The organism is Roseivirga sp. AWQ4_251, from assembly GCF_056158225.1.
In genome coordinates, this window is record NZ_JBSWSW010000001.1 from 1,502,204 (window position 1) to 1,522,100 (window position 19,897).

20 protein-coding genes are annotated in these 19,897 nt (G+C 39.5%); 11 read left to right on the forward strand and 9 right to left on the reverse strand.

Annotated elements, in window-relative coordinates; translation table 11 throughout:
- Window positions 1–57 precede the first annotated feature (57 nt).
- On the reverse strand, window positions 58–1,374 hold the full coding sequence (locus ACXACJ_RS06680; RefSeq protein WP_475133567.1) for a hypothetical protein: 1,317 nt from the start codon (window positions 1,372–1,374) through the stop codon (window positions 58–60).
- A gap of 13 nt (window positions 1,375–1,387) precedes the next feature.
- Window positions 1,388–2,203 carry an ATP cone domain-containing protein gene (locus ACXACJ_RS06685; RefSeq protein ID WP_475133568.1) on the reverse strand — a complete coding sequence of 272 codons (816 nt, stop codon included), beginning with the start codon at window positions 2,201–2,203 and terminating at the stop codon, window positions 1,388–1,390.
- 47 nt (window positions 2,204–2,250) lie between these two features.
- Between ACXACJ_RS06685 and ACXACJ_RS06690 the strand changes: the two genes are divergently transcribed.
- From ACXACJ_RS06690 to msrA, 6 genes are all read left to right on the forward strand, one after another.
- Window positions 2,251–3,627 (forward strand): exonuclease domain-containing protein, encoded by a 1,377-nt coding sequence (locus tag ACXACJ_RS06690; protein WP_475133569.1) that lies wholly within the window; start codon window positions 2,251–2,253, stop codon window positions 3,625–3,627.
- Between the two features lie 224 nt (window positions 3,628–3,851).
- On the forward strand, window positions 3,852–4,046 hold the full coding sequence (locus ACXACJ_RS06695) for a hypothetical protein (RefSeq protein WP_475133570.1): 195 nt from the start codon (window positions 3,852–3,854) through the stop codon (window positions 4,044–4,046).
- A 221-nt stretch (window positions 4,047–4,267) separates the two neighbouring features.
- Window positions 4,268–5,119, forward strand: a complete 852-nt coding sequence (locus ACXACJ_RS06700; RefSeq protein ID WP_475133571.1) for a class I SAM-dependent methyltransferase — start codon at window positions 4,268–4,270, stop codon at window positions 5,117–5,119.
- Window positions 5,120–5,182: 63 nt separating this feature from the next.
- Window positions 5,183–5,737, forward strand: coding sequence for a peptide-methionine (R)-S-oxide reductase MsrB (gene msrB, locus ACXACJ_RS06705; protein WP_475133572.1), 555 nt, complete (start codon window positions 5,183–5,185; stop codon window positions 5,735–5,737).
- Between the two features lie 66 nt (window positions 5,738–5,803).
- Window positions 5,804–6,280, forward strand: coding sequence for a pyrophosphohydrolase domain-containing protein (locus ACXACJ_RS06710; RefSeq protein WP_475133573.1), 477 nt, complete (start codon window positions 5,804–5,806; stop codon window positions 6,278–6,280).
- A gap of 56 nt (window positions 6,281–6,336) precedes the next feature.
- Window positions 6,337–7,005: a peptide-methionine (S)-S-oxide reductase MsrA gene (gene msrA / locus ACXACJ_RS06715; protein ID WP_475133574.1), complete on the forward strand. Its 669-nt coding sequence runs from the start codon at window positions 6,337–6,339 to the stop codon at window positions 7,003–7,005.
- Window positions 7,006–7,067: 62 nt separating this feature from the next.
- Here msrA and mnmA read toward each other — a convergent pair whose 3' ends face one another.
- The 3 genes from mnmA to ACXACJ_RS06730 all read right to left on the reverse strand — a co-directional run bounded on the left by mnmA (window position 7,068) and on the right by ACXACJ_RS06730 (window position 12,277).
- Window positions 7,068–8,264 carry a tRNA 2-thiouridine(34) synthase MnmA gene (gene mnmA, locus ACXACJ_RS06720; protein ID WP_475133575.1) on the reverse strand — a complete coding sequence of 399 codons (1,197 nt, stop codon included), beginning with the start codon at window positions 8,262–8,264 and terminating at the stop codon, window positions 7,068–7,070.
- A gap of 95 nt (window positions 8,265–8,359) precedes the next feature.
- The gene (locus ACXACJ_RS06725) at window positions 8,360–9,337 is read right to left on the reverse strand and encodes a hypothetical protein (protein ID WP_475133576.1); all 978 of its coding nucleotides are present in this window, start codon (window positions 9,335–9,337) and stop codon (window positions 8,360–8,362) included.
- Window positions 9,338–9,358: 21 nt separating this feature from the next.
- On the reverse strand, window positions 9,359–12,277 hold the full coding sequence (locus ACXACJ_RS06730; RefSeq protein ID WP_475133577.1) for an FAD-binding and (Fe-S)-binding domain-containing protein: 2,919 nt from the start codon (window positions 12,275–12,277) through the stop codon (window positions 9,359–9,361).
- Window positions 12,278–12,558: 281 nt separating this feature from the next.
- On the opposite strand from ACXACJ_RS06730, the gene ACXACJ_RS06735 reads away from it, so the two are divergent.
- The 5 genes from ACXACJ_RS06735 (at window position 12,559) to ACXACJ_RS06755 (ending at window position 16,240) form a co-directional block, all read left to right on the forward strand.
- Entirely contained in the window at window positions 12,559–13,371 is an 813-nt protein-coding gene (locus ACXACJ_RS06735) for an anti-sigma factor domain-containing protein (RefSeq protein ID WP_475133578.1), read from the forward strand.
- Window positions 13,372–13,450: 79 nt separating this feature from the next.
- Window positions 13,451–14,305 carry a hydroxymethylglutaryl-CoA lyase gene (locus ACXACJ_RS06740; RefSeq protein ID WP_475133579.1) on the forward strand — a complete coding sequence of 285 codons (855 nt, stop codon included), beginning with the start codon at window positions 13,451–13,453 and terminating at the stop codon, window positions 14,303–14,305.
- Window positions 14,305–14,670, forward strand: coding sequence for a hypothetical protein (locus ACXACJ_RS06745; protein WP_475133580.1), 366 nt, complete (start codon window positions 14,305–14,307; stop codon window positions 14,668–14,670). The genes ACXACJ_RS06740 and ACXACJ_RS06745 overlap by 1 nt, the downstream gene beginning before the upstream one ends.
- Entirely contained in the window at window positions 14,654–14,839 is a 186-nt protein-coding gene (locus ACXACJ_RS06750; RefSeq protein ID WP_475133581.1) for a hypothetical protein, read from the forward strand. Before ACXACJ_RS06745 ends, ACXACJ_RS06750 begins: the two co-directional genes overlap by 17 nt.
- A gap of 39 nt (window positions 14,840–14,878) precedes the next feature.
- On the forward strand, window positions 14,879–16,240 hold the full coding sequence (locus ACXACJ_RS06755) for a serine hydrolase domain-containing protein (RefSeq protein WP_475133582.1): 1,362 nt from the start codon (window positions 14,879–14,881) through the stop codon (window positions 16,238–16,240).
- Window positions 16,241–16,246: 6 nt separating this feature from the next.
- Here ACXACJ_RS06755 and dprA read toward each other — a convergent pair whose 3' ends face one another.
- From dprA to ACXACJ_RS06775, 4 genes are all read right to left on the reverse strand, one after another.
- A complete protein-coding gene (gene dprA, locus ACXACJ_RS06760; RefSeq protein WP_475133583.1) occupies window positions 16,247–17,353 on the reverse strand; it encodes a DNA-processing protein DprA in 1,107 nt (368 codons plus the stop codon).
- Window positions 17,350–17,688, reverse strand: coding sequence for a MerR family transcriptional regulator (locus ACXACJ_RS06765; protein ID WP_475133584.1), 339 nt, complete (start codon window positions 17,686–17,688; stop codon window positions 17,350–17,352). Before ACXACJ_RS06765 ends, dprA begins: the two co-directional genes overlap by 4 nt.
- Window positions 17,689–17,803: 115 nt before the next feature.
- Window positions 17,804–18,847 (reverse strand): CapA family protein, encoded by a 1,044-nt coding sequence (locus ACXACJ_RS06770; RefSeq protein ID WP_475133585.1) that lies wholly within the window; start codon window positions 18,845–18,847, stop codon window positions 17,804–17,806.
- Window positions 18,848–18,854: 7 nt separating this feature from the next.
- Entirely contained in the window at window positions 18,855–19,847 is a 993-nt protein-coding gene (locus tag ACXACJ_RS06775) for a peptidoglycan DD-metalloendopeptidase family protein (RefSeq protein WP_475133586.1), read from the reverse strand.
- Window positions 19,848–19,897 lie beyond the last annotated feature (50 nt).

A 19,897-nucleotide genomic window follows, 5' to 3' on the forward strand; every position in this document is an offset into this window, starting at 1 on the left:
TATCAATAGATTCGGACCTAAATAATTTCAAAGAATCAAATTCCAAGTGAAAGCATGCTATTTCAAAGTACTTGCGGTATTGGGTGTGCTAAGAAGTATTTTAAAAACTTCCCAACGCTTTTCGGGATGGTCTACTGTTCCACCATTATGTTTAACGTATTCACCCACCAAGTCTCTTCCGAGGTTATAGTTGATTACATAACTGCGGTATTGATCAAAGAAACGCGTGCGCTGAAGAGCTCTGTCCGGTTCATAAAGCAAGTATTTTTCAATCCACTTTGCGGCTTCTTCTCTACTGATTTCGCCATCTAGATAAGCACGAGCTGCTTCATTCCCGGCATAATCTAACTTTGCTCTCAAATCTTGAATTTCATAGTATTTTTCTGCCTTTTCTGGATCAATTCCGGCTAAAGGAAAAAGAACTTCTTTCTCGAATTTGATACGTTCAGCTCCTGGGAAAGCGACATCGATGCCATAGTTAGCGCTACCTTCTGCAATAAGTGATTGAGGTGAGAATAAAGGGTAAACGGAGAATTCTTTCCAACCCTTGCTGTCAACAAGGTTTTGCTCCAGCAAAGCATTGAATACGTGGTGACCTGGGTAGCCTTCATGGCAAGCCAAATCGATGGCTCTTTCAATATAAATGGGGAAATCAATGTTGAGTTGAATCAAACTTTGACTTTTTCCTTGATAGTAATTGTAGCCCGACCATGATTTATCAGTAACATATTCCAAAACGAAATTCTCATTTTCTGGAAGGTTGAAATGTTTATCGGTTCTTTTCCTCGCTTCGGTAATGGCTGCTTTAAAAACCGTATCTAGCTTGTCTTTTGGAATCACAAATTGCTTTGCATATTCAGCATATCGGTCAGAGATTGAGCCTTTTCCTGGTAAAGCCTCATTTAAATTAGCCAAAAGACTGTCGAAATGTGCGGTACTATAATGTGGTGGCTCAGCATCGTATAAAAGCTTGGCCTCAGTATCAAAGTCGAACTTCTTCCCTCGCATCATTTCTATTTTGGTGCGAACAGCGGTCAGTTGCTTTTTCAACATTCCAAACCTTGCTTTTTCTAAATCAGAAAATGAGCTAGCATTAATTTGATCTAATTCATTTAACAATTGATCTGCTTCTTGAACAGATGATTCAGGAGGTATTTCTGAAGAAACTTCTTCAGTTGGTTTCCACTCTTCAGGCCCATAATATGCGTCCACAAAGTCGGAGTCATATTGGCCAGTTTTCAACACCAACTTTACATAAGCTTCTGAAATTTCATTCATATTCGGGCTTTCGGTAACAGAGGAACTACAGCTAGTAAGGTAGCAGGTGAGTAAGCTGAAGATAAATGCTGTTTTTATACTTTTTGAGATTTTCATACAACGGGATTGGTTAAATGATCGACTCACATTCTTCTATGACTTTATGTCGTTTTTTGGGGTCGATAAGCTCTAAGGCATGAGGCGAATTTAGCAGCTCTTTACAAAGTACAATGTCTTCACTCAGCAGAATTTGCTTTTCTTTCTGTGTTAATGTAGCCAAACAACTGATAGGATAGAGGCCTGAGATTTCAATTCTATCTTTCAAACTACCCTTGTCTGGGTAATTCCATGACATAACCTTCAATCCGCTACATTCTGCATATTGAACGGCATCGCTTGTAAAGCTGGTATTGCAAACCAGCCAGCCAGCGAAGGTTTTGTGTTCGGGATTTTTGTAGGCTGCCACAAGGTCGTTGAAGCGCGAATGAACATACAAGGCCACTTTTACATCTGATTTATAAGTCGGTCGGCTATGGTATTTGCATTCCATAAAATAGACCAGGTTTTCCTTTTCAGCCCAAACGTCTACTTCGTGAGTAACACATTTTCCGTTAAGTGTGATGCCCACTTCAACATTAAAGCCTTGATAGCTGAATAAATGCCCAACAAAGGACTCAAATGGATATCCTGAAGGTCCAAGTTCCATAATCGCCTTTTTGAGTTTATATCTGCCAGCCAGCGCTAGCGATGATTTTCTGAGTTCGGCATATGCCTTTTTGTAAATTTCGCGAGTTGAAACTCCTTCTTTCAAAGTCAATTTTACTTTGTCCAAAATTTGAGCAATTAACTCTGGGCTTGCACCTGCTTTGAAAAGGGAATTTTCTAACTTCTGTGGTTCGAAAGGAACCAGTTCGCCAGAATATTTTTTGATAAGGATATCATTCATATGCCTGAAAATACGAATTGAAAATAAATCTTCACTAATTTGAAATTGTGTACGCGATAGTTGATATAGAGACGACAGGAAGTTCTGCCAATTATGGAAAAATTACAGAGGTGGCAATACTGATACATGATGGCAAGCGTGTAGTGGATGAATTTCAATCTTTGATTAACCCTGAAAGGGGAATTCCCATGGGGATTACCAACCTCACGGGTATTTCAAATGAAATGGTTGCCGATGCTCCAAGGTTTTTCGAAGTGGCCAAAGAAATTTATCAAATGTTGGAAGGCAATATTTTCGTGGCGCATAATGTCAATTTCGACTATTCATTTCTGAAAAGGGAATTTCAAGAGTTGGGAGGGAATCTTAACCTGAAAAAACTTTGTACGGTCAGGCTTTCACGAAAAGTCTTTCCTGGCTTGAAAAGTTATAGCCTCGGTCGGTTGTGCGATCATTTCAATATTGCTAATTATGCTCGCCACCGGGCAATGGGAGATGCGAGAGCTACGGCAGAACTGATGGATTTAATTCTGGCTAGCGATGAAGGTCATATTGATGCGTTTCTGAAAAAGAATTCTAAAGAAGCGGATTTGCCTCCGCATTTATCGCGCGAAATATTCGACAATTTACCCGAAACCACAGGCGTTTATTATTTCCACGATGAACATGGCCGAATTCTCTATGTCGGTAAAGCCAACAATATAAAGAAGAGGGTTCGAGGGCATTTTGCCAGCACCGATGTTGTTTATAAACAAGGGCTCAAGGATAAACTCTATAATATTTCCTATGAAGAATGCGGAGATGAAATGATCGCATTTTTGCTGGAATCGTCAGAAATCAAAAAGTATTTTCCTGTATTTAATAAGGCTCAGAAATACTCATCGGCTCGCTATGGTCTTTATCATTATCAAGATGGAAACGGTTTTCAGAGGCTTTCTATTGGGAAAATGGTAAAGGGAAATCCTCCTTTAATAAGCTTTACTTCTTTTGATAGAGCTAGAAATTATTTGATAGAACTAGTGAAAGAACATGAGTTGAATCCTGAACTCTGCAGTTTGCCAGCTAATATGATGCTCTATTTCGGTTATTCTATTAAAACGGGAGGCGAAGATCAAAAAGAACAGAATCAGCGATTTGCTAAGGCTATTCAGGCGATCAAAGATGATTCTCAGTCATATTGTTTACTTGGGCAGGGTAGAAGCCCCAGCGAGAAGTCGGTGGCTTTGGTAGAAAACGGAAAGTACTTGGGCTTTGGTTTCTACGATCATGAAATGAGCTTCAGTTCAATTGAAGATGTTCGGTCGATCATCACAAAGTATCCAGATACGCCAGATATTCATCGTATCATTAATCAGTTCTTTGCCAAACGCAAAATGCTTCATTTCGAAAGTGAGCCTAAATCCATTGGATATGGACTTTTTGCATAATTCTGTACATCAAGAAAATCCTCTCACATTCTTTTATCGTATCTGTAATTAGTTAACAACGAGTAAAATACCACTAACTGGGTATTCCGCTGTTATACGAAAATCTCATACTTTGACTAATGGTAAACCGCTCACGTAATTGTTAGAAACATACGAAGTAATCTGAAACAATTTGGAGCCTATATCGATTAGGTAATTGGAATTAAACTAACTACAAAAAGACCATGAAAAGAACAAAAGAATTAGGAGGGAGACTTTTGAAATACGCAGAAGGGCGTCTTCAAGAGTTGCAGGCAAAATCGGAGCGATTAGTTAAATATATGAGCGAAGTAAGCACAGTGGGTAGAGAATTGATTTACTCTAGCATGCTTATGGCTGGTCATAAATCTATCAAGGTCGAGCAAGAAGGTCAGGCATAAGAAAATGCCAAAAGCTTCTTTTTGTTAAAATATTTATATCTTTGCATCATAATTCCCAATAGGGAATTTTTTTTGTGCTCTTATGAGCGCAGGCAATAATGTAAATCTGGTAGGGCAATTATTTACGTTAGTGTATAGGAATAGCGTAAACTTGCTTGTGTGTGTTGAATATGATGGAAGAAATTCTTATTTGCCCCTTTTCAAATCGAGCACTTAGGCCAATGACACCTAAGGAATTAGATGCTGTTCAAACTAAAATTAATCAAGGTCAGCTATTTTTTTATCCTGGAGCGCCTGTTAATATTCATTTAGAAAAGGCGCTAGTTACTGAAAATCAGGTTTTTATTTATCCTATTATAGATGATGTGATTCTTCTGAAAAAGGAAACTGCCATAGTTTCGGAAAACAGAATTGAAGATCCTTTAAAAAGAACTAGCCAAAGTAAGATCAACGCTTTTTACGAGAAATATGGTTTTGGAAAATCTGAGATTTCATCAGATTCAGTAAAGAAAACCGAAAGTGTACTTAATCAAGAACAGTTAAAAGAACTGGCGAATGTTTTGCCAAATTCCGGACGTGTTTTTGTGAGTTTGGCTGCCCAAGAAGTTGATTCCGTTCATAACCTAACTTATGGAAAGGCATATGAACATAAGTTTCATATGGAGTTTTCATTTGACAGAATTCAAGCCTTAAAAAAGGAACTGCCTGCCAGAACCACTTTTATTTTAGGCGATATTGACGCATTACCTTTTAAGGAAGATTCTATAGATGGTCTATTTTCTTTTGATTTCTTAAATCATTACGAAAAGGAAGTTCAGATTTTGGCTTATCAAGAAATTAAGAGGTGTTTGAAAGGAGAAGGGTCCTGTGTGATTTTGTTTGATCAGTCTCAACCGCTTTATGCCAAAACTAAAATGAAAACTGAACAGCTTTCCAAAAAAACATTGAACGTGTTGACTCCATGGAAGAAAATCAAATCTCCAACCATTCATTTTCACCCCATTAGCCAACCACAAAAAGGAGAAACATCAGATTTTTCAAGAAATGCATCGTTTGGAAGACAATTCTCATAATTGAGTTTAATCTTTACAAACCATTTTATCGTTCATAAGGTTAGCAAACCAAACAGAGGAAAAATGAAAACAAGAATAATGTTGATAGCGGGGTTGGTGATTTTACTGGCTACAAGTTTGATTTCATTAAAGAGTCAAACCGGGCATGAAGAAGCCATTTACCAAGACACGGTTAAGAGCGAAAATGCCAAATACGATGTTCAGCTTTCCGAGAAAGAGTGGAAGGAGAGACTTTCTCCTGAACAATTTTATGTTTTAAGAGAAAGAGGAACCGAAAGAGCTTTTACTGGAAAGTACGATAAGTTTTATAAGAATGGAACATACTATTCTGCAGCCAGCTTGCAACCAGTTTTCAGTAGCAAAACCAAGTATAATTCGGGAAGCGGATGGCCAAGCTTTTGGAAGCCAATTTCAGATGACGCTATTAAATTGGTGGAAGACAAGAGCATGGGAATGCTTCGATATGAAGTCGTAGATAGTAAAACGGGTTCTCATTTAGGTCATGTTTTTGAAGATGGCCCAGCTCCAACAGGTTTGAGATATTGTTTGAATTCAGCTGCTTTGATCTTTGTTCCTGAAGGGGAAGAGCCTCCAAAATTCAAAAAAGACATTAACTAGTTTATCAACAGCAAATAATTATTTAACATTGGCCTGTTATTCAACAGGCCTTTTTTATTCATTCCTATGCAAGAACCAAAACCATTAAATTCAGTATCAGAATTTCATAAAACATTCAAACACCCGATTCTGGAAACTCCTCAAATTCCTTCGGAAGACCGTTGTAAACTGAGAGTTGCTCTTATTGCAGAAGAGCTGAAAGAGTTGGAAGAAGCCATTCAGCAAAGGGATTTAGTAGAAGTAGCCGATGCCCTTTGCGATATTCAATATGTGCTTTCAGGAGCTATTCTAGAGTTTGGTTTAGGTGAAAAATTCAAAGAGCTTTTTGACGAAGTTCAGCGCTCAAACATGAGTAAAACCTGCAAAAACATGGAAGAAGCTTTGGCTACTCAAAAGCATTACATGGATAAGGATGGAACCGAAAGCTACATAGAGGAGTCAGACGGTCATTTTTTGGTGTATAGAAAAGCTGACAGTAAAACGCTTAAGTCGGTAAATTATTCACCAGCTGACCTAAAGGGTATATTAGCCGACAATCTGTAAAAACCATCCTGCTACTCACTTCGTTTGTCATACTGTACTAAACCTATAAAATTATAATGCATACTATGTATTCTATTCTGATGACACTTTTGATCAACCTAACCATGACAGGTTGTTCAGCAAGTGGATCAGAACAACAAAGCGAAGTGGATGTCGAAGCGCTGAGACAGCAAGGATTGGAAGTCGCTACGTTTGCGGGGGGCTGTTTTTGGTGTACAGAAGCAGTTTTTGAACGTGTTAAGGGAGTTGAAGATGTGGTTTCTGGCTACACAGGAGGCGATGAAAAACGACCTACTTATAAGCAAGTGAGTTATGGTGAGACAGGGCATGCCGAGGCGGTTCAGATTTACTATGATCCGAAGGTGATTACTTATCAACAGCTGTTAGAAGTGTTTTTTGTGGCTCACCATCCTACACAGGCCAATGGACAAGGTCCAGATATTGGACATCAATACAGACCTGAGATCTTTTATCATAATGATCATCAGAAGGAATTGGCAGAGGCTTACATCAACAAACTAAACAAGTCGGGCGAATACGATAAGCCCATTGTGACCAAAGTGACGAAATTCAAGACTTTCTGGAAGGCCGAAGATTACCATCAAGATTATTATGAATTGAATCCTGGCAATCCATACATTATTAGTGTGGCCGTTCCGAAGGTGAAAAAGTTTAAGAAGCACTTTCCCGATTTGGTGAAAGAAAAATATACCTCAGAAAAATAGAAAGGGGTAGAAAATAAATGGGCTGACTTTGAAAAAGTTAGCCCATTTTTTATGTCTTAATATCAGTTAATTTCGCCTGAACCAATCAGCTCTTCACCATCGTACCAAGCTACAAATTGGCCTGGAGCAATGCCTTTTTGGTGATTTTCGAAAATCACGTACAAACCTTCTGCTTCCATAAAAAGCTCAGCTTTTTCTAATGGTTGCCTGTATCGAATTCTGGCATCGAAAACTTTCGACTCTCCCGGCTGAAGCGCTAAATCTGGTCTTACCCAATGCACATCTTCCTTTTTTACCAAAAGCCCTTTGCGCAATAAACCAGGGTGTTCTTCTCCTTGACCCGTGTAAATCACATTGTTCACCGTGTCTTTTTCTATTACGAAAAGTGGTTCAGGAGTTCCTCCAACACCCAAACCCTTTCTTTGGCCAATGGTGTAATAGTGAGCTCCATTATGTTCTCCTACTATTTTTCCATCAGTAGGCGTGTATTCAAATGGTTGTGAAAGAAATTCGAGTTCTTCTTTTTTAGAAGTAAACTCGGGTTTCTCTAAAGTAGATTGAAAATTGGGTGCATCAATTGCCAGTTCACGAATCTCACCTTTTTTGGGTGCCAATTGTTGTTGAAGAAAGTCAGGTAAACGTACTTTCCCGATAAAGCAGAGCCCTTGCAAGTCCTTCTTTTCAGCGGTAATCAAATCAGCTTCTTTGGCAATGGCTCTAACTTCTGGTTTTTGAAGGTGGCCAATCGGAAACAAAGCTCTACCCAGTTGCTCTTGATTCAATTGACATAGAAAATAGCTCTGATCCTTGCCTTTGTCAGCCCCGGCTAAAAGTCTGTGAATTTCTTTTCCATTTTCAACAATCGTTTCTTTTTGGCAGTAATGCCCAGTAGCCACATAATCGGCTTTTAGCTTCAAAGCTGCTTTTAAGAAAATATCGAATTTGACTTCGCGATTGCAGAGAATATCCGGATTTGGTGTTCTTCCATTTTCATATTCCCTGAACATATAATCAACAATACGCTCTTTGTATTGCTCACTTAAGTCAATCACATGGAAGGGAATGCCGAGCTTTTCAGCCACCGCCAAGGCATCATTACTATCTTCTACCCAAGGACACTCGTCAGAAATAATAACTGAATCGTCAACCCAATTGCGCATAAACATGCCGATGACCTCGTAACCTTGCTCAACTAATAAGTGAGCAGTTACGCTTGAATCAACACCTCCTGAAAGTCCAACAACAACTCTTTTCGCCATGTTTTTTGATTTTGAAATTGGGTAACACCAATTGTGCAAAAATAGTTGTTTTCAGAATGAAATAGTAATTCATCCTAAATTCAAGTTCGAATGTGTTAGCCGATTTCTTCCCGAATTCTGAATTCTATTAGGCTTTCTAATTCGTAAACCCTTTGCAGAACCTCGAATTTTTCTGCTAAGTCGAAGAGATTTTGAGTGCCTTCAGGTTTGGGTTGGAACAACTCTTTATAGAGCGATAGAAAGCTTTCGTTTTGTTGTGAGAAGTCTTGAGTTTTGAGCTCAATCATTGAGAAAATGGTCCAAAGAAGCTGTTTTTGTTCATTAACATCACTGAGTTCAAGCGCTTCATGAAATAGATAAGTAATAGTAAGTCCCAAATTTTTTAAGCCAGAATAGACTATTCTTGCTGTTCCGGTGGCGGAACTGTCAGCTTCCCAGTTTGGAGATTTGATTGCATTTTTGAAGTAGGGAAGACCTTCATTTCCACAGAGGGAAAAGCCTAAAATAATACCAGCGTTGCAATCAGTGGAGCATATTTCGTCACCCAGTTCGTATAGTTTTTCTAATTCATTGGTTCTTTCCTCTAGCTTACAAACCAAAGCTGGGGTGAACTCAGGGAATAAATTTCTATCATAGCAATTTTCGATTTCTGTTAAAATCCTATCCTGAATATTTGTACAATCGAAGTGTAGCAAGCCGAACACCGCATATTTATTGAGGTAATGGTTTTCACTTTCAAATGCATAGAAATGCAAAGCTGCTTCTGCTTCTTCTAGCCGAAGCTTCCCAACTACTTCAAGTGCTTCTTCCGTGTTTTTGAACTTAAGCTTCTGATCATTAAAATACAGTTGGTAGAAACCATTAGCTATAATTGGGTTCCCTAAATGCGAGATGATAGGAAACAGGCTGGTGGCTAAAGTGTGTTCTGGAGAAGTCTTCAGCCATTCAAGAATCTCTGAAGCATCAGAAACATCTCCATTTTGTATAATGCTATCGGCAAAAGCTGAAGCAAGAAAATGTGAATTTCCACCTTCACGAAGGTATTCCAGCAATTGTTGGGTTGACTTTAACATGGTTGAAAGTTTAGTGATAAGTTATTGAATGGCTTCCCATAAAATTTCAACTGGGTGAAGTGACTTTCTTCCCGTGCCATCTTTAATTTGATGGCGACAACTGGTCCCCGCAGCAGCAATAATAACTTCTTCGGGTTGCTGTCGGACCGTTGGAAAGAGTACTAATTCTCCGATTTTCATCGAAACATCAAAATGCTCCTTTTCATAGCCGAAAGAGCCAGCCATACCACAACATCCTGATGGAATCATATGAACGTCATAGTTTTTAGGTAATGAAAGAATTTTCTTGGTGGGAACCATTGAGGAAAGCGATTTTTGATGACAATGGCCATGAACTTTGATCAGCTTTTTTGTTTCGCTGAATTGGTCTGAAGCAATGTTTCCTTTGTCCATTTCTCGAGCAAGAAACTCTTCAATCGTGAATACGTATTTGGCCAATTGTTTGGCTTTTTCTTGCACAGAACCTCTGGTGAGACTTATGTATTCATCACGAAAAGTGAGAATGGCAGATGGTTCAACTCCAATTAAAGGTACTTTTTCGGAAACGAGTTCGCTAAAGATTTTCACATTGGCTTCAGCTAAAAGCTTGGCTTCATCCAAAAGTCCTTTCGAAAGTTGAGGTCGTCCCGAATCTTTATGAGTCACAAATAAGACTTCATAGCCAAGTTTGTCCAACAATTGAACGGTAGTTTTACCAATTTCTACATCGTTATAATTGGTGAATTCATCGCAGAAGAAATAGACCTTTCGTTGGGATTTGGTAGCGGTAAAAGATTTTCTAAGCCAATTCTCTAATGGTTGAGATGCAAGTTCAGGCATACTTCTTTCCTTAGCGAAACCTGCAACTGACTTTGCTAAATTGCTAGTAACTTTATTTCCGAAAACAAAACGATAAGCCCAAGGTGCCTTGCTCGCCAATTTCATGCTTTTGGAGAAATGTGCGATTTGTTTGGTTCTGAATGGAATTCCGTTGGTTTTATAATATTGATGTTGCCATTCTGCTTTCAGTTTGGCCATGTCTACATTGGAAGGGCACTCCGAAGTACAGCCTTTACAAGAAAGGCATAAGTCCATGACTTCTTTTATTTCTTCGCTCGCAAATGGATTGCTTTCTTTGGATCGGGTGAGCATTTCGCGAAGCATATTAGCCCTAGCTCGAGTAGTGTCCTTCTCATTGCGAGTAGCCATGTAGCTCGGGCACATTGTTCCTCCGCTTAATTCAGTTTTTCGACAATCGCCCGAGCCATTACAAAGTTCTGCGGCACGTAAAACGCCATCGTGCTCACTAAAATCTAAAGTTGTGTTGAATTCTGGCGTTTCTTGATCTTTCTCATACCGGAGAAAGGTATCCATAGGCGGAGTGTCTACGATTTTGCTAGGGTTGAAAATGTTTTCTGGGTCCCAAATGCGTTTCATCTGCTTTACCAACTCATAATTTTCTTCACCCAGCATTTGAGGAATAAATTCACCTCTAAGTCTGCCATCGCCATGTTCGCCAGAAAGCGATCCTTTATATTTCTTTACCAAAGTGGCAATGTCTTCTGCAATTTTTCTGAAAAGCCTTTGACCTTCGGCTGTTTTAAGGTTGAGAATGGGACGCAAGTGAAGCTCTCCTGAACCAGCATGTGCATAATGGACCGAATAGAGCCCGTTTTCCTTCAGAATTTCGTTGAACTCAGCAATGTAAGCTGGCAAATCCTTTACATCAACAGCGGTATCTTCAATGACGGGTGCTGGTTTAGCATCTCCAGGAATGTTGGATAATAAGCCTAAACCTGCTTTACGTAAGTTCCAAACTAGCTTGATTTCTTCTCCTTTTACAATCGGGTACGCATACCCGTGATTAGAGCTTTTTAAATCGGCTATCAGCTTTTCTACTTTAAGGTTGGTTTCAGCTTCAGTTTCACCATTTAATTCTACCACCAAAATGGCTTGAGGATCGCCTTCTACAAAAAATCGATTTGCCTTATACATGGCATTTCTCTTGGTCGCTTCCAAAATGTAGTGATCCATCAATTCGCAAGCCGATGGTCCGTATTTAAGTGCTATTAAGTTAGCTTTTAATGAATCGTCTATGGTTTCAGAATGGATGCAAACCAATTGTTTGTGATTGGGAGGAAGGGGAGTAAGTTTGATTTTTGCTGCTGTAACCAAGCATAAAGTGCCTTCAGAACCAGCAATCAGAGAGCAGAAATTGAAATCAGTTCCGTCAGTGTTGAATGGCTGGTGGCGTAGCAACATATCGAGCGCGTAACCTGTATTTCTTCGAGGAATGTCAGCTTTAGGAAAGCCTTCAACAATGGATTTTTGGTGCTCAGGTTTTTTGAGCATTTCTCGGGTTTCAAAATAAACCTGATTATGGAGCAGACCCGATGTCGAAAGGCCATTGCATCGATCTAAAAAAGCTCCACTATCTACGGGACCAAACCAAGCTTCGGTTCCATCGGCCAAAATGGTTTTTACTTCGAGCAGATGTTCACGGGTGCTGCCATAAACCACAGAGTTACTTCCGCAGGAATTGTTGCCAATCATTCCGCCAATCATAGCACGGTTGGCAGTAGACGTTTCTGGCGCAAAGAAAAATCCGTGAGGAGCAAGGTGCTTGTTTAAATCATCGCGAACAATGCCTGGTTCTACCCAAGCATAACCTTCTTCAGCATTAACTTCTAGGATTTGATGAAAATGCTTCGAAATATCTACCACAATGCCATTGCCCACCACTTGACCTGCCAATGAAGTTCCGGCAGTTCTTGGAATGATCGATGTTTTATTTTCTCTTGCGTAGTTCACCAACTTCACGAGGTCTTCTTTGCCTGTGGGCACGGCAACAGCTTTTGGTAATTCCCGATATGCCGAAGCGTCTGTAGCGTAAAGTCGTCTGGTCGTATTATCGGTAAATAACTCTCCTTCAAGCGAAGATTTCAGCGCGTTCAAATCCATGATGGCAAAATAACCTATTCGGCTTGAATTGAGACATCAGCTGAATGGATTTTAAATCAATTTGCACTTGAATCATACGGATCATAAGCGTGAGGAGAATCTGTGTCAGATTTTGATCGCTTTTTTCATTGATTGGAAAGATTTTCAAACATTTGCATTTGAAGTCTGTTGAAGAATTGAAGCTCAACATATTTTAATTCCTCAACTTGGCTTTCCGTGTCAATTTTTAGAGCAAAGCAGCTGGGGTGAGTTTTTTGAAGAGAAAAGGTCAGACATAGGGAATGAATGTAAAGGAGTATATAGCGTCTGGAATTTTAGAGTCGTATTTGGCGCGAAAGCTTGATAAAGAACAAGAGCTTGAAGTGGAAAGGATTGTGGCTCTTTACCCAGAAGTTAAAGCACATTTAGATATTCTGAAAAAGGAATTGGAAACAGTCGCGATGAGGCGAGGGGATTCTGAAAGAACAATTCCTGAAACATTTTCAAATCACATTCGAGAAGATGAGCGAGAAGATTTTCTCAGAATTTTGGAATCAAACGATGAGCTTGCGCTTCGAAATTTAAGGTTCTTGCCTAGCTGGATCAAATGGATTGTAGCAGGTTTTGTCTTCAGCATTATTTTAAATATTTACCTTTTCTTTCAACTAGAACAGAGCAGGCAAAGTATTCAAGGCGTTTTGGAAGACAATAGTAGACTTTCATCAAGCTTTGAAAACGTGCAACAGTCATATCAAACCGATAGCGTTAGAATTTCTCACTTGCTCAATCAAAATAATACGCACATTCGTTTAGAAGGCCTTGATGGACATCCCAAGGCCATGGCAAGCGTTTTCTGGAATAACGAAACTCAACAGGTTTCAATTTGTGCAGATGAATTGCCCAAACCGCCATCAGGCTATCAATATCAATTGTGGGCAGTGAATGAAGGCACGGCTGAAAATGTTGGTGTTTTTGATTGTAATAGAAAAGTGCAAGCTCTAAAGGAGATTACGGGAGTTGTTGATTCGTTTGTGGTAACATTAGAGCCTGAAGGAGGAAGTGAATCCGCTACAACTTCTCAAACTTTTGTTCAGGGTTTTCTACGGAAGAAGTAAGCCTTAAAAAGCTTAATGTAGAAAGGCTTTATTTTTCAATTCAAAAGTCTTAACTCGAAAACCAGAAAAGGAGGAAATTATGAAGATTGTGGAATGTCCGAGGGATGCCATGCAAGGCCTGCATGAGTTTATTCCTACCGAAATAAAGGTTGATTATTTGAATCAATTGCTGAAAGTTGGTTTTGATACCATTGACTTTGGCAGCTTTGTTTCACCCAAAGCCATTCCTCAATTGAAGGATACGGCAGAGGTGCTTAACCAACTGGATTTATCAAGTAGCCGCTCCAAGCTTTTGGCCATTGTAGCTAACTTAAGAGGAGCGGAGGACGCTGTGAAATTTGATGAAATCACCTATTTGGGTTTTCCACTTTCCATCTCTGAAACCTTTCAAAAAAGAAACACTAACAAGTCGATTCAAGAAGCTTTAGATCAATTGAAAGAAATTCAAAATCTATGTTTAAAGAATAGAAAAGTGCTGGTTACTTATATTTCTATGGGCTTCGGAAATCCATATAATGAGCCATATGATGTTGGTGTTGTGGCAGAGTTTATAGAGAAACTTCTCGATATCGATATTGAAATTATTAGTTTAGCAGATACTATAGGAGTAGCTGATTCACAGTTGATTAAAGAAATATTTAAAAATAGCATAACCGCATACCCAACTACCGAAATTGGTGCTCATTTCCATTCTACCCCATTAAAAGCGAATGAAAAAATTGAAGCAGCATATCAGGCTGGCTGTAGAAGATTTGATTCAGCTCTCAAAGGGTTTGGAGGTTGCCCAATGGCTAAAGATGATCTTACCGGGAATATTGCCACTGAAGTTTTACTTCACTTTTTACAAAGTGAAAATGAGTCGTTGGGATTGAACCAACAAGCATTGAAAGAGAGCCTAATAATGGCCAATGACTTATTTCCGAAATACGCTTAATGAGTGCCATCGATTTTGATAAATCTATTGAAAGGGAAAGAGTGTGTTTAAAGGGCGTGCTTGGCTTGATGTACTTTGCGCCTTCCATTTTTCTAGCTGTACCAACATTGGTAATTGGATTGATTATTCCTCTCAAACAAATCATTCTTGGCAAACCGTTAGCATTTCCAATCGACTTGCTTTGGTTGATGCTTGGCTTTTTGTCGCTAGCATTGTTAGTCTTTTTATTTCAAAGAAGCAGATTGAAAATGGAGAAAGTGCATGTTTCTGGCAAAAGATCAGAAGCTTTTAAGGCACTCCTAAATTTAGCAAATCAAGAAGCTTGGAGAGTAGAATTTAAAACTCACAATGTCTCTGCATTTTAGAGCACGAAACTTCTTTAAAGGAAGTTTGGGGTATGAAATAGTGGTTTTGGCTAAAGGAGATGGTTTGCTAATCAAAAGTTTTACAAATCCTTTTAATCGATCTCGAGTAACTTTCGGAGAAAACACAAAACATATGGCATTGCTGAAGGACAGTTTAAGTGCCCTTTAATTTCATTTGTAGCTATCGTTAGCCTTAGTATCTTCGCTTATGACTAATTTTTTCAAGCCTTTCTTCCTTCTGCTATTATTGCTGTCTCTGAATCTGTCAGCCCAGTTTCAATCCAAGGAGTTGCCTCAACGAAAGTTCGAACGAATCAGCGATAAACTAATCGATGGAAAGCCTGAAGAAGTTGGAATTAATAGTGCTGCGCTTGAGGCTGGTATTAGTTCAATCATTCAACAAGCTTTGGATTCTGGAGCTTTTCCAGGCTGCCAAATTTTGATTGCTAAAGACGGTATCGTCTTTTACGAGAAATCCTTTGGTTATCATACATATGCCAATGAAAGACCCGTTCAGAATACGGATCTTTACGATTTAGCTTCGGTTACCAAAACAACAGCGGCTACTTTGGCACTCATGAAGCTTCACGATGAAGGTAAGTTCGACCTAAATAAGACTTTTGGTGACTACTTTCCCAAAATAGCAAAGGGCGACAAAGCTGATTTACCAATTAGAGATGTTTTGGCTCATCAGGCTGGCTTAAAAGCTTGGATCCCATATTGGTCTGAATCTCAACGTAAGAACGGTCATTACAAATGGAATACAGTGAAGTCTGATTCTTCCCGAAAGTTTCCTTACCGCATCTCAGATGCTCCATTGTACTTATATAAGGACTTCAAAGTGAAGAAAATCTACAAGATGATCAAACGCAGTAAGGTCAGCGATAAGAAGGAATATTTGTATTCTGGTTTACCTTTCTATCTTTTTCCTGAATTAGTTGAGCGTGAATCTGGAAAGGCATTTGATCAATTTCTGTATGATGAATTCTATACTCCTTTAGGTGCTGAAACATTGGGGTTTAAGGCTGGAGAGAAGTTTCCTTTAGAAAGAATTGTGCCCACGGAAGTCGATACTTTCTTTAGAATGGAAACGCTTCATGGTGTGGTACACGATGAAGGTGCGGCTATGATGTTGGGCGTTTCAGGCAATGCTGGCTTGTTTTCTGATGCTCGAGATTTAGCCAAGGTTTATCAAATGCTGATGAATGGTGGTATTTATGACGGCCAGCAATACTTGAGCCCTGAAACGATTAAGGAATTCACAAAATGTCAGTTTTGCGAAACGGGCAATAGGAGAGGCCTGGGTTTCGATAAGCCATTGATCAACTATAGTTTTTCTGCCAGTAGTGTAGCGCAAAAAGCTAGCTCCGAAAGTTTCGGTCATACAGGCTACACTGGCACGTTAGTTTGGGCCGATCCTGCCAATGGATTGCTATTTGTCTTTCTTTCAAATAGAGTGCATCCGACACGTTACAATAGCAAGATTTACGATTTGAATGTGCGTCCTAATATTCACAATTTGGTTTACAACCTGTTGGAAAAAGGTGGTTATACTTTGGGAAGAAATTAGCAATAGTTAAAGCAGACGGTATTCTTTGCCCGGCAAGGGCTTGATGTAGCCAGCAAATTCCAGTTGAAGTAGAATAGAGGCCAAAGCTGACATAGTAAGTTCGCTTTGCCAGCATAATTGGTCGATATGCATTTGCTGGCCGTTCTTTAAAAGTACCTCGACAACTTGTTTTTCAGTGCCTTCAAGATTTTGGTACTTAAGCTCTGGCTTTTGAGTAATGGCCGTTGCATGAACGTCCCAATTAAGCACTTCTACTACATCTCTGAATGAAGTGAATATTTGCGCTTTCATAGATTTAATCAACCAATTGCAACCTTCGGAATAGGTTTTGCCTAATTCTCCGGGCACAGCAAAAACAGGAAGATTGTAGCTGTCTGCAATATCGGCTGTAATCAATGCGCCTCCCTTTTTAGCCGCTTCAACAACAATGACAGCATCTGACATTGCCGCAATTATTCTATTTCTGGCAGGAAAAAATCTAGGATCGGCTTCGGTTCCAATAGGATATTCGCTAATCAAACCACCTTGTTCCAACATTTTCTCAGCAGTGCTTCTATTTCCTGAAGGGTAAATTCTATCTAAACCACAAGCCATCGCGGCTATGGTTGGTGTGTTTTCTTGAAGCGAAGATTGGTGAGCTTTTACATCAATGCCATAGGCCAAGCCTGAAATGATGGAGGCTTTATGTGGCTTGATTTCCCTAATGATTTCTTCTGTAATGTTGAGGCCGTATTTAGTAGCTTTTCTCGTGCCTACAATACCAATACTCCGCTTAGGGTTTAAATCGATGTTGCCTCGACTATAAAGCACAATTGGGGCATCACTAATGCTTACCAATCGCTTAGGGAAGTTTTCTTCTTTATAGAAATGAACGGAAATGCTTTTCTTAATTGAACTCTCTAGTATTCCTTCTGCCTTGACTAAAAGTTCTTTCTGGTTAGGGATAAGAGAAGCAAGCTTTTCACCAACTCCGGGCACCTTGGCTAATTTGCCTTTGGGCGTATTGAAAATGTTTTGTGGGGTTGAAAAGTAGTTGATCAATTGCCTTGAAAGGGTAGGGCCAACTTTGGGAACCAACGAAAGCGCAACTTGATACAACTTGTCTTCGGTCATGGCAACCTGTTTTTCATTTCTTCTAAAAAGTCTCTGATCTTTTTCAGCGAAGCAATCATTTCGGTTTCCGTTTCAATGCCATCTTTATGAGCTTTAATATGCTCATGTGCTCCTTGTAAAGTGAAACCTCTCTCTTTTACCAAATGATAAACCAGCTTGAGTTTTTTAAGGTCTTCCTGAGTATACTTTCTGTTGCCTTTTTTATTTTTTTTCGGACTGATAAAATCGAACTGAGTTTCCCAAAACCTAATCAGTGAAGTAGCTACACCTAACTCTTTTGCGACTTCGCCAATGGTGAAATATTTCTTTTCTATGGGTTTCTCTTTGTAGGGCATATCAGTGTGTTATAAGCAAAAGTAAAAGAATTACTTTAAGTTAGGTGGAAATGCTATGCTTTCAAAAGTAATGTATAATAAGCTTTTTTGGAGAAAGCTCCATATCACAAATTCCTTATTGTTTAAGGCTTAGAATTCCTTCGGAACTAATGCTTAATGCTAACTCAGGAAAATCCGTTTCAGACAAGTTTTTGATGATTTGAATTGAACGGCCAGAAGCATCATAAACGGGAATACCACGCCCAACTTGCTTGGTTGGAATGATTTTGCCACTCACAAAATCTCCCGTTTCTTTATCTAATTCAATGTCCATAATGGCTGCTTGCCCCATTACGTCTCTGATATTCACATTTCCATGAGTTAAGAAATTGCCAAGAGAGTATACAATGAGCTTGTTGTTATAGATGTCGATAGCTCTTAAAACGTGTGGACCATGGCCAATTACCACATCAGCACCTGCATCAATTACAGTATGTGTAAACTGAACCAAGTTGCCACGATTCTCACCATAAAACATTTCTGTGGTGTCTTTAACATGCTGAGCTGTTTTTCCTTCGGCTCCACCATGGAAGGAAACCATAACTAAATCACATTTTTCGTTGAGTTCAGTGATTACGCGCTTTGCAGTAGCCAAATCTGAAACGCGATAAGAATTGCCAGAATGACCAAAAGCCGCAACGCCAATTTTTTTACCATCCACTTCTATGATGATAGGCTTCATTTTGGCTGCATAGTCAATGCCAATGCCATCCAAAGTTTTTTTGGTGTAAAGAACGCCTTCATCTCCATAGTCAGAGTTGTGATTGTTGTCCATGCTCAACACCGAAAAGTGCATATCCTTAAGGGCAGGAGCGAGTTTATCGGGCATGCCAAATTCATAACATCTGCCGGCTTCTCTCGATGCGGCACTGCACTTTTGTGGTTTGATATCCTTAGTAACAAATACGCCTTCTAAGTTTCCAAAAGTCACATCTGCGCTGTCCAAATAGATGGCAATAGAATCAGCAAACACCTCTCCATTACCACGTGGAAGGGCAGGGCGAGGGGTGTTAGAGCCTAGCATAATATCGCCAACTGCTTTTAATCGTAGAGTTTGGCCATTAGCCAAAGAGCATAGCAAAATAAGGCTCAAAAGAGCCGTGATTTTAGTCAATTTCATAAATGAATTAACGGTTAGAATAAGTAGCCAAAGACTGGTTTTCGATTGAAGAAAGCCTTAGGATCTCTTCGTACTCTTCTGGATTCAAGTCTTTATAGAAATAGTTCACCGGGTCTTTGGCTACACCATTGATGTGAACTTCGTAATGGCAGTGAGGGGCGGTTGATTTTCCGGAATTTCCTACATAACCAATAATTTCACCACGCTTCACCTTCTGACCTGGCTTAACAATGAAACGGCTCATGTGACCATAAAGTGTTTCATAACCAAATCCATGATCTAAAACCACATGATTACCGAAACCCGTAAAACTTTTGGTAGCGCGTTTAACTGTCGCGTCTCCAGTAGCATAAATTGGCGTGCCTTGTTCTGCGGAAAAGTCTGTTCCGTAATGCATTTTCTTCACCTTTAAAATAGGGTCAGTTCGCATGCCAAAACCAGAAGAAAGCCTTCTTAATTCCTTATTTGATACCGGTTGAATGGCAGGCATTGAAGCATAGAATTCTTCTTTATCCAAGGCTAAATCCATGATTTCATCATAAGATTTGGTTTGGATGTACATCTTCTTTTTTACTTTATCAATCTTCTCTAAGGTGTTAACTACGAGGTTTTTATTCTCTAAGTCGCTTTCCAGTAATTCTCTGTAACGTAGCGCGCCTCCTGTTCCTGCTTCTCTAACTGTTTCGGGGATGGGCTCAGCTTCGAAAACCACACGATAAACGTTATCATCCTTTTCTTGAAGAACACCCAACATTTTATCCATGTTGTCTACCTGTTCTTGCATCAAGTCGTAATAAAGCTTTAGCTCTTCATTTTCTTCGCGAAGCGCTACTTCTTTCGGTGAATCGAAATATTGGCTGAGTATAACAACAATGCCAACTGCCAAAACCACAGATAATGAAATAAAACCGAGAGCATTGATGACAACATCGCGTTTTCTGACCTTGATACGCTCATATTTGCAAGTCTCGGTGTCGTAGTAATATTTTATTTTTGACATTAAGAATCCTTTTTGAAATTCTCCTAATTTTGTGCCCTTACGTTTGAAAA